Origin of the sequence: Xanthomonas cassavae CFBP 4642 (assembly GCF_000454545.1) — a bacterium.
In the GTDB taxonomy this organism is placed as follows: domain Bacteria; phylum Pseudomonadota; class Gammaproteobacteria; order Xanthomonadales; family Xanthomonadaceae; genus Xanthomonas; species Xanthomonas cassavae.
Window position 1 is genome coordinate 92151 of the sequence record NZ_CM002139.1, and the last position, 13604, is coordinate 105754.

General features: G+C 63.6%; 8 protein-coding genes and 1 pseudogene. 4 read left to right on the plus strand and 5 right to left on the minus strand.

All coding sequences use genetic code 11. The features are described 5' to 3' along the window. Positions 1-98: 98 nt before the first annotated feature. A complete protein-coding gene (locus XCSCFBP4642_RS0100430) occupies positions 99-686 on the plus strand; it encodes a gluconokinase (protein WP_029218054.1) in 588 nt (195 codons plus the stop codon). Positions 687-1450: 764 nt separating this feature from the next. Continuing rightward, a complete protein-coding gene (locus XCSCFBP4642_RS0100435) occupies positions 1451-3190 on the plus strand; it encodes an outer membrane protein assembly factor BamB family protein (RefSeq protein ID WP_029218055.1) in 1740 nt (579 codons plus the stop codon). 194 nt (positions 3191-3384) lie between these two features. Here the strand turns inward: XCSCFBP4642_RS0100435 and XCSCFBP4642_RS0100440 are convergent, their stop codons facing one another. From XCSCFBP4642_RS0100440 to XCSCFBP4642_RS0100450, 3 genes are read right to left on the minus strand one after another with little or no spacing between them, the layout of a single operon-like run. Continuing rightward, complete coding sequence (locus XCSCFBP4642_RS0100440) at positions 3385-3612, minus strand: hypothetical protein (protein WP_029218056.1); 228 nt, start codon at positions 3610-3612, stop codon at positions 3385-3387. Beyond that, complete coding sequence (locus XCSCFBP4642_RS0100445; protein ID WP_029218057.1) at positions 3593-4042, minus strand: 3-dehydroquinate dehydratase; 450 nt, start codon at positions 4040-4042, stop codon at positions 3593-3595. The genes XCSCFBP4642_RS0100440 and XCSCFBP4642_RS0100445 overlap by 20 nt, the downstream gene beginning before the upstream one ends. 10 nt (positions 4043-4052) lie before the next feature. Next, a complete protein-coding gene (locus XCSCFBP4642_RS0100450) occupies positions 4053-4481 on the minus strand; it encodes a hypothetical protein (RefSeq protein WP_029218058.1) in 429 nt (142 codons plus the stop codon). Positions 4482-4742: 261 nt separating this feature from the next. Here XCSCFBP4642_RS0100450 and XCSCFBP4642_RS26075 point away from each other — a divergent pair. Further along, positions 4743-5759 (plus strand): annotated as a pseudogene (locus XCSCFBP4642_RS26075) (IS30 family transposase). 867 nt (positions 5760-6626) lie between these two features. On the opposite strand, the gene XCSCFBP4642_RS0100465 reads toward XCSCFBP4642_RS26075, so the two are convergent. Both XCSCFBP4642_RS0100465 and XCSCFBP4642_RS0100470 read right to left on the minus strand, forming a co-directional pair. After that, on the minus strand, positions 6627-10481 hold the full coding sequence (locus tag XCSCFBP4642_RS0100465) for a translocation/assembly module TamB domain-containing protein (protein WP_029218061.1): 3855 nt from the start codon (positions 10479-10481) through the stop codon (positions 6627-6629). Further along, on the minus strand, positions 10478-12259 hold the full coding sequence (locus tag XCSCFBP4642_RS0100470; RefSeq protein WP_029218062.1) for an autotransporter assembly complex protein TamA: 1782 nt from the start codon (positions 12257-12259) through the stop codon (positions 10478-10480). The genes XCSCFBP4642_RS0100465 and XCSCFBP4642_RS0100470 overlap by 4 nt, the downstream gene beginning before the upstream one ends. Before the next feature lie 370 nt (positions 12260-12629). Between XCSCFBP4642_RS0100470 and XCSCFBP4642_RS23605 the strand changes: the two genes are divergently transcribed. After that, positions 12630-13526 carry an MvdC/MvdD family ATP grasp protein gene (locus tag XCSCFBP4642_RS23605; RefSeq protein WP_033898773.1) on the plus strand — a complete coding sequence of 299 codons (897 nt, stop codon included), beginning with the start codon at positions 12630-12632 and terminating at the stop codon, positions 13524-13526. The last annotated feature ends 78 nt before the right edge of the window (positions 13527-13604 follow it).

The window sequence follows — 13604 nt, forward strand, 5'->3', positions numbered from 1 at the left end:
CACCTGGCAAGGAGCGCCGACGCTACACCACGCATCGGCTGCCGCCAACGTGAAATCCGCTCAAATGCCGAATCGATCCGGAGATATAACCTGACGTGATGGACACCGCCGTACCCACCACGCCCGCGTCCGCTTCACCCCTGGCCATCGTCGTGGTGGGCGTATCGGGCAGCGGCAAGACCACCATCGCGCAGGCACTTGCCGCCCACTACGGCTTTCGTTTCCTGGATGCCGACGACTATCACAGCGTAGCTGCGCGCGCGCAGATGGCGGCCGGCCAGCCGCTCACCGACGCCATGCGGGTGCCGTGGGTGGAACTGTTGTCGGCCACCCTGCGCGAGTGCGTGCAGGCCGGCGAATCGGTGGTGCTGGCGTTCTCCGGATTGCGCCACACGCATCGCCAATTGCTGCGCAGCAGCGGCGTGCCGATGCGCTTTGTGTTCCTGCATGCCGCACCGCACGTCATCGCTGCCCGCCTGGGTGCGCGTGCCGGCCACTTCATGCCCCCGAGCCTGCTCGACAGCCAGCTGCAGACGCTGGAACTGCCGCTGGACGAAGCAGACGTGGTGTCGGTGGACGTGGACGCCAGCGTGCCGGAGGTGGTGCACGAGGCGATCGCGCAACTTGAGGTGATCGACACGGCAGCAGCCAACGCCGGCACAACCTTGTTGCGTAGCGCGCCCTAGCGGCGCCGCCATGGCAGCGGAATCGCCAGGCCAGCACGGCACGGGCCTGCGCCCAGTGCGTTGCCTCCACGCGAACCTTGATCCCACCCAGTGCCTGGCACAGATACCACTGCGCAAGGCATTGCTGTTCGTCGGCCAGATAGACCGCGATGCCTTCGGCCTGCAGACCTCCGCCCACCAGTCTTGCCTGCAGGGCATTGGTCGTAAGACACCAGCGCCAGCCATGTCGACATCGGGCTCCGTGCGCCATCAGACGCCGACATCTTGGCGGCGGGCACACGCCGCTGGGCGTCGAACCGACCGCTCGCATGCTGGCGATGCCGGTGGAGGCCCGACACACATGCAGCTGGCGCAAGGCGCGTTCGCCAGGATCACACGCGTTCCATCCACCGCCACGCCGCATCCTGCATGCACTACGCGACGCCCAGGCGTGACCATCGGTCACGCCAACCGCCGTACGAGGTGGCGCAAGGTGTCCTGGTTACTTTTTGCAACCCAATGATTTGCCAGCGAATTCAACCTTGTCGTCGTGAATGATTTTTTCTATCGCAGCTCCGCTGAATAGTGATGAATCATCACCATTTGCGCGATTAACGCACACGCTGAACGAAAATTTTTCGACGTGGTGATACCAGACCTAGGCGGACCCGACCGTTATGTGAATGCAGGTCCGCGCCGCCGTTGCAGGGTCGTCGTGATCGGCGATCTTCGCTACGTAGATCCGGGGGGATCCAGCGCTTCCTTCCATCAATGGATACGCCGTGATGACCAACTCCAATCGCCGCTTGCGGTTACGCAGTTTGACGCTCATTCCCTGCCTGCTCGCCAGCGCAGTGGCCTTCGCCCAGTCTGGCGCCACGACCGCCGCACCCTCCCAGCAACCAGTGTCGTCCCTGGATGCCCAGGCGTTTGCGCGCTCCGGCCAGCTGTGGAGCGCCTTCGGCAGCAACCTCCCGTTCGCGAGCCCCACCAATTGGCCCACCGCCGGTGGCGGTTACTTGAACTCGCGCTTCGCACCGGGCGAATGGAAGATCAATCGCACCACCGTCAAAGGCCTCAAGCCGGCCTGGACCCTGACCACCACCGGCGACATCTCGGCCACGCCGAGCGTGGAAGGCGGCACCCTGTATGTGCCCGACTGGGGCGGCACCCTGTACAGCGTCGACACCCAGACCGGCAAGCCGAACTGGCAGGCCAAGTTGTCCGACTACACCGGCAACGCCGCTTCGGTGACGCGCAACACCCCGGCCATCAGCGCCAAGAGCATCATCGTCGGCGACCGGGCTGCAGGCACCGTGCTGGCGATCGACAAGAAGACCGGCAAGCTGCTGTGGAAGACCACCGCCGAAGCCAACCCGCAGGCGCGTATCACCTCCTCGCCGGTCATCTACGGCAACCGCATTTACGTGCCCGTGTCCTCCGGCGACTGGGGAAATCTCGACCCGACCCACACCTTCAGCTTCCGCGGCAGCGTCGTGGCGCTGGATCTGGATACCGGCAAAAAGGTGTGGCAGTTCTACAACGTGCCCGAGGGCTATACCGGTGCATCGGTGTGGGGCCAGGTGGCGATCGACCCGATCAACCGCCGCCTGTATTTCGGCACCGGCAACAACTACAACATTCCCGCCAGCGTGGGTAACTGCGTCTCCAATGCGCGCTCCCACGGAGGCAGCGAACTCACCGTGCAGGATGAGCTCAACTGCATGGCACCGGACAACTACGTCGATTCGGTGATTTCGCTGAACCTGGACACCGGCAAGCTGGTCTGGGCCAACCGCGCGCAGGGCTATGACGCCTGGAACCTGTCCTGCGTCGTCGCACCCACCAATGGCCTGTGCCCGAACACGCAGGCGACCAACCTGACCGGTCCGGATTACGACTTTGGCGGCGCCGGCGTGCAGTTGTTCGCAGTGCCGCGCGACGGCAAGCTGCAGCAACTGGTCGGTGCCGGTCAGAAGAGCGGCATCTACTGGGCCTTCGACGCCAAGACCGGCGCCAAGGTGTGGTCGACCCAGGTCGGCCCGGGCGGCACCGCCGGCGGCGTGGAATGGGGCACTGCGTTCGACCCGTACAAGTCGCAGGTGTATGTGGCCATCAACAACAGCTCCAATGCCACCTATACGCTGGGGCCTGCCAATACCCAGAGCCACAATGGCGGTTCGTGGGCTGCGCTGGACGCGGCCACCGGCAAGATCAAGTGGCAGGTCAAGGTGCCGGGCATCAACCGCGTCAGTCCCACAGTGCCGGCCGGTGGCCAGGGCTCGCTGACGTCCTCGCCCAACCTGCTGTTCGCCGGCTCGATGGCCGGCAACATGGTGGCGCTGGATACCGACACCGGTGCGACGCTGTGGAACTACGACGCCTCCGGCTCGGTGATCAGCTCGCCGGCGATTTCCAACGGCGCACTGTACTGGGGTGCCGGCTACGGCCGCTTCAACTTCGGCACTGCTGCCACCAGCAACCAACTGATCAAGTTCGTGCCAAACGGCAGCGCGGCCGAGTAAGCGTCAACGCAGGGGATCTGCGCTGACTGACGCGCAGTTCGTCCAGCACACCGGCGCCACCTTCGGGTGGCGTCGGTGTCTCTGTGGCCGTCAGGACGGTGATGCGCCCTGCGGTGGATAACCGATGTTCGCGTGCTGGTCGGGAACGGCAACAGCGGCGCGCACACCGGCCGCGCTGCATGACGGCGTCACTGCTACAAACGCGTCACCTGGCACAACCGGATCTGCCCGGCTTCCAGTCCATGCGCCTCGGCCGCGCGGCGGCGCAAGGCACAGACCAGGCCCGCCGCATCCAGCGCGCCATCGGCGGGCACGTCCACACTGTGGGCCAGCTGCCCCCACAGCACCGGCCGGCCGTCGCAGTAGCCCTCGTAGTCGGCGAAGTAATGCAGCTGGCGCGGCTCAGGTCCCGACGTGGACATCGCCCTGTATCTCCGTGCAGCCCAGATGTTCCAGCGCAATTTCCAGCCCGAGCAGGTAGCTCTGTGCGCAATAACCGCGCACCGTGGCCACGCGCTGCGTCAAGCCATCCGGCAGGCAGCGTTCCGGCCGGTCCACGCTGTCGTCGTGGGCCTCCACGAACGGATACGGCAGCGCGTCAAGGAGACGATGCAGGCGTGGGCTGTCCACGCAGCTGCCTGGATCGATCAGCGCGATCTCCATCCGCGCCTGGCCGGCCACGCGCAAGGCATCCAGCAATTCCTGCTCCGACCTGCAGGCCCGCAGCGCCACCGTCTTGCCCGCGTCGCCGGCGCACTGCACCAGCTGGCCGATCACCGCCCGTGGCAACGGCTGCGGCCCACGCACCAACGGCAGCGATGCCTCCGGCCCACGCACGATCATGATCGACATGGCGTTGTCCTCAGGCTGCCACGCGCAACGGCGCGCACAGCGACGACAGACAACGCGCCGCAATACCCAGCGACATCGCATAGGCGCGCGGTGCATCGTGCGGCGTAATCACCACCGCCAGCGGCGCATGCTGCGGGTGCAACCACGGCTCCAGCTCCTGCCCCGCATCGGCATGCAACTCGATATACGGCGTGGGCAACGCATCCACCGCCGCGCGCAAGGCCCGGGAGCAGCTGCGCTCGGACAGCGGCAGATCGCCCGAATCCAGCAGCACCAGTTCCACCTCGGCATCGCCACCGGCTGCGTACAATTCAGCGATCAAGCTATCCACATCGGCACACGCCAGCGTGCGCAACGCGCACCCGGCACACTCGGGCAACGGCATCGGCACCAACGGCGCCGGATCGGCCTGAGGACCTCGCAAAATCAGGATACACATCGTATTTGGCTCAACGCACCATTGTGCGGGAGTGCCAAGGTAGGCCTGGAGGGCATAAAGGAGCTATTCGCGCGCCAGGAGGCGGCATAAAGAGTGCGTAATGGCCCGGAGGCACAACATCGGCATAGCTGGAAAGTATTTTTCACTGTAGCAACCTAATCTCGGGGCGTTTTTAATCGGCTTCATGGGGAGCAACATAAAGAGACAGGCGTTAGACTCAACTTCCAAGTGCAACACCCTCTCAGCAGTTAGGGTATGCACATGTCCAAAAGCTATCAACACCTCAGTGCAGAAGAGCGCGCAATGCTCCAGATCGAGACGGGGCGCGGTCAAAGTGCGCGCGCGATTTCCAGGCTGCTAGGCAGGAGCCCGTCGACATTGAGCCGGGAATTGGCCAGGCAGGACAGTACCGCCTATTGCGCACGCAGTGCGGGCAAGCGCTACCGCGCACGGCGTCAGCTTAGCGTTCGGCAGCGGCGACTGACGCCAGGGACGCCGTTGTTCCAGCTGGTGCGAGATCATCTGGCGCTATGGCGCTGGTCGCCCCAGCAGATTGCTGCCAAGCGCTCGCATATGTATCCGGATGATCCTGCCCAGCGCGTCAGCCACGAAACCATTTACGCCAGCATCTACGCGCATCCGCGTGGGGGCTTGAAGAAGGAGCTGGTCCAGGCCCTGCGTCAGCACAAACCAAAACGCGGATTACGGCGTACAACGGCGGCCACACGCAGCTGGGTGCCTGAGGAGTTGCGGATTGTGCATCGCCCCGAAGAAGTGCAGACGCGCTTGGTCCCAGGTCATTAGGAGGGCGACTTGATCAAGGGCGCATTCAATCGTTCTTGCGTGGGCACGTTGGTGGAACGCAAGACACGCTTCGTCGTGCTGTGCCGCATGGATGGCTGCACGGCCGCAGATGCGCTGGAAGGTTTTACCCGGCAAATGAAGAAAATGCCGGCCTCAATGCGGACAAGCCTGACCTACGATCGCGGTACCGAGCTGACGTGTTACGCCGAGCTGATGCAAGGATTGGACATCGACGTGTGGTTCGCTGATCCACATGCGCCGTGGCAGCGCGGGAGTAACGAGAACACCAACGGCCTGCTGCGCCAATTCCTGCCCAAGGGCGCCGACCTGTCCACTGTCAGTCAGGAGTATCTCAATCACATCGCACTGCTGATGAATACCCGCCCTCGTCAGACGCTCGGATGGAAGACACCAAGCGAGGCGATGGAGGAAGAAATCGCAGCACTCAAATCATGTGTTGCACTTGAATCTTGAGACTGCCGGCCATCTCGGGTCCGAAGGTGGCAAGCATTTATTCATGCAAGGCCTCTGTGGCTCTGGATCTAGGCTTAGTCAAATCAACTCCGGACTCTAAATCCTGCCGCTACTCAGGGCGGGGGGACGTCGACATATCGGGAAATTTAATTTAATTTCGAGGATTCGTATTCTCTACTTCACCAACGTCGATCGTAGAAATCCTCCCGGATGAAGATCCGGTAGAACTTACGATATCGTGGGTTAGCACAGGCGCGCCAACTGTGACGGTAGGCATCTTTGGTGGCGGTCTAGCAGGGTGACACCTACTCCCCATGTGACTGACGAGTGCGCTTCTACGGGAAACAAGGCTGGTTATTGCTTTACAGCCAGAACAAATAGTTTCCTGATTAGCCCCATCCCTCAGCCATGGAAGTTGCTTGCCATACGCAAAACGCGTTCTGGGCAAGGTGTGCAGCGCAGCAGCGCCGTCGCNTGCACGATGTTGATGCCCATCTCCCACCTGCGTTGTATTCACGTGGGACCATTGTCCAACCGACTCGTCGCAAATCCTGCAACTGCCGGCTGAGCGATGGGGCTAATCAGGAATAGTTTTGTCCAATCCAATAAAAGCCTGAACTTGGACAAACTAAATACAAGGTTTGCACTATGCAGATGCTGCAGAACCGATTCGAGCCATTCTTCAACAGAGTCTGCGTCAGAATAACCTACAGCAATATTAGTGCCTGCCAGGCCTCCGCCCTGCATGAGGCGGCCGAACTTCCACGTTGCAGGTTTTTTCCGGTGGAAACTCAACGGCGGGCCGAAGTCTGTCAGAGAATGAACAAGGCAGTCAGCCTTGTCAATATGCGATAAAAATTTGAAAAACTACTTCTCCCGCCGCCAATTGATCGAGCCCTTGGTCTCCACCGTGCTCGATTCGGCTTCGATGTCGAAGCCGCGGCTGAGCAGGTATTTGAGCGTCAGGACCGAGCCGCTGCCGACCATCGAGACGCCGTAGCCGACGTAGAGTTTTGGCGAGAGATACTTGCCGAAGCCCACCACCGAGCCGACGGTGCTGGATTCGCTCACCCCTGCTTCGTCCAGGCCGAGCTTGGCGCCGATCTGCGAGGCGATCAGGCTGCTGCCGGCCGACAGGGCGGCCGAGGCGGCGCTGACCTGCTGGGTTTCGTCGCTGCTGGCGGTGGACAGGCCGCGGCCGAGCACCAGGTAGGACAGCGCTTCGGATTGCGACATCGCCGGCTCCGACCACACATCGGCACGCGGCGATTCGGCGCGGCCGCTGACGTCGATGCCGGCGGTGACGTCGCCGACCTTGCGTTCTGCGCGCAGGCTAACGCGTGGATCGGAGACGATGTTGTTGTTCCAAGTCAGCTGGCCGCGGCTGATGGTCAGGTCCTGGCCGTAGGCCTTGTAACGGCCGCGCACGTCCAGCCCGCCGTTGGCGGTCATCTCGCGGCCCGGGCGCGCGCGGATCTGCATCTGTCCGCTCAGCCCGCCCTTGAGGCCGAAGCCGCTCATGTTGACCTTGTCGCCGAGCACGATGGCCAGGTCCATATCCAGCGGCGAGGCCGGGGTTTCTTCCGGATCCACCGGGTCCAGCACCACCACGTCCTCCGAGACCGAGGTGCCGCGATCGAGCCGTTCCAGGTCGATATCCGCCTCCGGTACCGTGACCTTGCCGCGCAGCTGCATGGTGTTGTCGGCGATGCCGAACTGCATCTCCGGGTTGGCGATGATGCGCAGCTCGCTGGTGTTGTAGGCCAGCACGTTGTCGCCGCGGATATTCAGTAGCAACGGCGTGCTGGTGCCGAACCACGACAGCCCGCCGTCGATGGTGAGCGTGCCGGGGCCGGACTTGGCCGAGGCGGTGATCTTGGCCGAGCCGTCCGGTAGCGCGTCGAAGCGGCCCTTGCCCTCGCTCAGGGTCAAACCCATCGACGGGTATTCGGCAGTGAAATCGCTCAAGGTAGCATCGCCGCCCAGCAGCGGCTTGTCGCGGGTGCCGCGCAGGCTGACATGGCCTTCGACCAGACCCTTGGGCCGCACCACATCGGCCACCACCAGCTCCAGCCAGTACAGCCGCGACATGTTGAGATACAACTCGCCGTTGAGCGGCGCGTAGGCATCCCAGCCGGTGTTGAACTTGGCATCGACAAAGCCGGCGCCCTGGAAGCCGATACCCAGCTTGGCCTGGATCTGCTGCGGGGTGAAATCGGCCTGCACGCTGAACTGGTCGTAGCGCAGCAACTCGCCGCGATTGGGGTTGCCGGCCACCGCCGCGTAGCGGGTTTCGCCCAGGCGGATGCCGCCTTCGGGCGAGGCGATGCGGAACGAGCCTTCCCAGGCATTGCCGCGCGGCTTGAAGCTGCCATCCAGCGACAGCTCGCCACGCAGGTAGATCTGCCGACCTTCCTGCTTGGGCAGCCACGGCTGCACCAGCGACAGCGGCAGCGCGTCGCCATGCACCACCATCCCCTCGCGCGGCCAGTTGGCGCTGGCGCACAGCGCGCCGCCGGTGGCCGCGCCCAGGCAGGTGTCGGACAGCGTAAACGCGGCGCCATCGGTGCTGAACTGCGCTGGCTGGCGCAGTGCCCAGCCATCGCCCTTGGCCGGTGCGATCCGCAGCGTGGCGACCTGGCCCTGCCAGCGCTCGCCATTGCGACGGGCATCGCCCTGCAGCGCGACGTTGGCCATGCTGTTGGCGATATCGGCATCCAGGCGCAGCGCTTCCACCGCACCGCGTGCCTGCACGCGCACGCTGTCCAGCACCACGCCGGCCTCGATCGCCGTGCCCTGCAAGGCCAGCTGCCCGTCGCTGCCGCGCCACGGCAGACGCCCGCGCAAGCTGATGCTCTGCGCGCTGTAGGTGTTCCAGCGTAAGCCGTTGCCGACCAGGTCGGCAGTGATGTCGGGCGCGTCGCGACGGCCGCTGACCTGCAGCTGCCCGCGCATCGTGCCGGTGGCGCCGGGCAGCACATCGTCCAGCTGCAACGGCTGCAGCTGCGCGGCGATGTCCAGCTGGTCGCCGATCTTGCCCTTGGCGGTGATGCGGCTGGCGCCCAGCGCCAGTTGCAGCTCGCCCTCGCCCTGTTCGCCACGCAGGGCGAACTTGCCATTGGCCGACAGCGCGCGCTGACGCAACTGGCCGGTCAGGCTGGGAATGTCTGCAGTGGCCTCGAAGCCCGGTGACACGCCACCGGCCGGCGCCGGCAGCTGGCGGCCCCTGGAGGCGATCTTGCCGGACAGGTTGCCGTTCCAGCCCGGGACGAAATAACCCGGGTCGAACTTGGCCAGCTGGGCAGTGACATCCCACTGCAGCTCCGGGGTCCAGCCCACCTCGCCGGTGAGATCCAGCGCACCGCCCGGGGTCGTGGCCTGCACCTGCTTGAGCTGCGCACGTTGATCGTTGCCGCGGCTGTCGAACACCAGCGCGGCCTGCTGCCCATCGCGCTCTACCGTGGCGCGACCGATCGCCGCCCATGCCTTCAGATTGCCGGCCACGCCCAGGCGCGCATCGACCAGTTCCACCGGCACCACCGGCGCATCGGGGGTGGCCGGGTCGGGCGTCGGGGTGAAGCGCAGGCCGCTGGCGTTGACCGCAAAACGGAAGCTCGGGTTCTGGGAGTCGCGGAAATCGGCGGTGCCGCGCAGCTGGGTGCGGCCTTCGAAGGTGTCGATCACCAGCGGCTCGACGGTGATGACCTGGTCCAGCAGGCTGATGTGCGATGGCTGCAAGGTGGCGCTCAACTCGCCCTGCTTGACGCTGCCTTGCAGGTCGGCGTTGCCGCCCTTGCCGGAGGCCTGCAGGTTCAGTGCGATCGGTGTGGCCGGGGCGGCGTACTCCCCATTGGTGGCCGGCATCAGCAGCGAGGTGTCCAGCGCCTCGGTCACCGCCTTGAACGCCCAGCTGGGATCGTCGCGGCCGGTGAAGACCAGGCTGGCCTGCAGCGGCGCCGGTGCACGGCCGGCGATAGCCACTTCCATCTTGTCCAGGTCCCCGCGCGCCACCAGCCCCAGGCTGGCCAGGGTGCGGCCACGTGCGGCCGGCAGCACCGCAGTGGCGGTGAGATCGGCGCGGTAATCGTCGTTGGGGATGTAATCCCCGTGCAGGCGGAAATCGCCCATATCGGTGTCGATCACCAGATCGCGCGTACGCAGTTCGCCGGTGGCCACTTCCAGGCCACCCTGCATCTTGCGCAGCACGATCATCGGCTGCTGCAACTGGGTGATGCGCAGGTTCTGCACATCGATCTTGTCGGCCTGGATCGCCAGCGGCACGGTGATCTGCGGCAGCGATTCTGGCCAGCTGGGGAGCTTGAACGGTTCGTCGCTCTTGCCCAGGTTCAACGTGGCGTTGCTGACCTGCACGGCATCCAGCTGCAGCTTGCGGCCGAGCAGCGGCCGCAGGTCCGGCTCCAGATACACGCGCTCGGCGGTGAAGTGGATGTCCTGATACTTGAAGTCGACATTGCGCAGGGTCAGCGGACCGGCGACCGGGCCTTCGACGCTGCCGTAGGTAAAGGTGGCGCCAACCGGCAGGCGCGCGACGACCTGCGCCAGCAACACGTCACGCCCGGCCACGGTCTGCAGCAGCCAGTAGATGGCGATCAGGGCCAGCAACACCAGCCCCAGCACGGTCAGCCCGGAGCCCACCCAGAACCGGCGTCGGCGATAGAAACGCGCGCGGCGCGGTACAGAGGGCGGCGTGGGCGTACTCACAGATTGGCCCCGATATCGATATAGAGCTGGAACTGCGAGTCGGGATCGTTCAACCCGTGCGCGATGTCCACCCGCACCGGCCCCACCGGCGAGCGCCAGCGCAGACCGAAGCCGATGCCGGTGTGCCAGTCCGGGCGGTCGTCGAAGGCGCTACCACCATCGACGAACACCGCCCCACCCCAGGGGCCGCCCTTGAGGTAATGCTCGTATTCGGCGCTGGCGGTGACCACGTTCTTGGCGCCGAGCGCGAATTCGTCCGGCTTGGGCGTGCGTGGACCGACTTCGCGGAAGGCATAGCCGCGGATACTGTTGGCGCCGCCGGCAAAGAACCGCAGGCTGGGCGGCATCGCCACCAGGTCGCTGGTCCAGGTGGTGCCGCCTTCGCCGCGCAGGATCAGCCGGCCGTTGTCGCCGGCGCCCAGGAACCAGCGCAGTTGCCCATACAGCTGGCCAAAATTGGTGTCCGAGCCGGCCCCTTCGGCGCCACCGCGGATGAACATCTGCCCCGACACCCCGCTGCGCGGAAACAGCCGGTCGTCGACGTTGACGTAGTTGGCCTGCAGCTGCGGGTAAACCAGGGTAGAGGTCTCGTACACCGCGCCTTCGAAGTCGTCGCCGCTGCTGAAGCGCCAACGCTCGCGCAAGGCGTTGATCGAGGCGATCGCGCTCCAGCGCTCGTTGATCTGGCCGCTGCGGCTGCCGGTGAGCTTGACGTTGCGCAGGTCGATGTACTCGGTCTGCTCGTCGTAGAGCCGCGCCGAGGCGGTGTACCAGCCATCCAGCCAGCGGAACGCCGGCACGCGGTAGCTGGTGGTCAGGCTCTTGCGGTTCTGCGCGTAATCCAGCTGCGTGTCCATCTTGTGGCCGCGCGAATTGACATAGCGCCTCTCCACCCCGCCGCGCACACCGGCGCCGCTCTCGCTGCCATAACTCAGGCCGGAGGTGTAGACGGTGCGCTTGGCGCGGGTGAGCTTGACGTCCACCGGCACGCGGCCATCGGCACCGGCTTCTTCCGGCTTGGGCTGGATGTCGATGGTGCTGAAGTAATCCAGCTTGGTCAGCGACTCACGCAACCGGTCCAGCTTGCCCTCGTGGTAGTAGCTGCCCTCGTCCCAGTAGACCAGGGGATCGAACAGGCCATCGCGAAAGTAGTCATAGTCGAAGCGCACCTTGCCCATGTCGTAGCGGCGGCCGCTGTCCCAGTTCAGGTCGATGTCGGCGGCATATTCGGCGCGCGTCACTGCCACCCGGCGCTGGGTGAAGTCGGCATCGAAGTACCCGCGCTCGGCCAGCCGGCGAGTGATGCGCACCTTGCTGGCCTCGTACTGCGGATGGCTGAAGACCTGGCCTTCGCGCGGTTCGAACTGCTTGAGATCCTGGCCCAGGTAGCGGTCCTGCTCGGCCCAGCCGCTGATGGAGATATGCGAGGTGCGCACCCTCACCGGCTCGCCGCGGTTCACCGTAATCACCACCGTCACCCGGTCGCCACTGCGCGGCGCGGCCAGTTCGATGGTCGGCGAGTAGTAGCCGAACGGCTCCAGCGCCTCGCGCGTCTGCCGCTCGGCCTGCGCCAGCAGGTACTCCAGTCGCGACTCGCCCTGCTCCTTGCCCACGGCCTCATATAGAGACAACGAGACCTCGATGTTCTCGATCATCTCGGCATCGTCGCCGTCGTCCAGCCCCTTGATCTCGATCTTGTCGATAGTTGCGCGTGCAACCGCTGGTAGCGGCAGGAACACGGTACACAGCAGGGAGAGAGCAAACGCGACTTTAAGCATCGGCCAAGGATACCCAGCCCTGCTGTGAAGGGACAAAAAATCTGAGCAGGCGCGACTATACGGGCGGCGCAACCCCATTTGAGCCGAGATTACTTTAACGTTTTCTTCACAATCCCGCAGCCGTTCTGTCTCGTCGGAATTAGACGCGTTTGGTTAGGCCAGTTGCTCCGCTTGAGCTCGCTGTGCTATAGCTAACGAGTCGCAAATAAATGCACGTTCCGCGATCAATTCAACACCAGAATTATTCTTGGTCATGCAATGAAGATAAATGTGCTTAAAAAACGTCAGTTGCTTAGGTCGTTTCCGTCTTTTTGGGGCCGCAAGCTTGCGCTGAAAATTGCGGGTGCAATGAAAGGATGCAATGACAGACATGCGTGATACTTACAAAAAATCCGTACTGATCAACTCTCTCGACGGGGATTTCCATGCAGCCGTCTTTGGGCAAGCGCTGTCTAAGCGCGGCAGCCGCATCATCCGATGGAATGCCGAGGACTATCCCACTAAATCTTCGGTGAGTATCAGGTATGCACAAGGGTATGCGGATGTACGAATCAGCACAGGGGGGCATCATTTTAATGAAGATGACATCGGTGTCGTCTGGAACAGGCGTCGGCGTGTCCCGGAAGTTCCGAAGGTCATCGACGTCAGGGATCGCCAGTTCGTTCAAATGGAACTGGATTCGGCGTTCCATGCGCACAAGTCGCTCTTTAGAAAGGCGTTCTGGATTAACAAGGGCATTAGCGCGGACGCCTGTGACCTGAAGATTCATCAGCTCTTGGTGGCGCAAACTGTTGGGCTGCTCATTCCGCGAACGCTGATTAGCAACAGCCCTGAGGAAATTCGTACCTTCATTGAAGGTGCTGGGGAGCATATCTACAAGCCACTAACAGGCTATGTGTGGCAAGAGCAAGGTTCAGTAACCCAGACATTTACCGCGAAAGTGACGGCGGAGCTATTGCCCCAGAATAGCCTGCTAGCTGCAACTCCAGGGATCTTCCAAGCCAAGGTTCCGAAAAAGTATGAGGCGCGTATCCAGTTCTTTGGTCGTTTCTACGGCGGGGTGAGGATTGAGTCCCACACGCTGGGCGGTGGAGACCTCGACTGGAGAATAGGACAAGGCGGCATCAAGGCGTGTGCGCCGGCAGTTCTTCCCGAAGAAATCTACCACAAATGTCTCAACCTCATGGAGCGGCTCGACATTGTCAGCGGCGGATTTGATTTCATCATCGATGAGAATGATCAATGGGTCTTCCTAGGGATGGTCTGATCAACGCAGCCGGAAAACGAAACACGCCACATCCGCCGCGCTGAGGGCGCTCAACCCCCCGGTTTTTTGCCGTTTTCG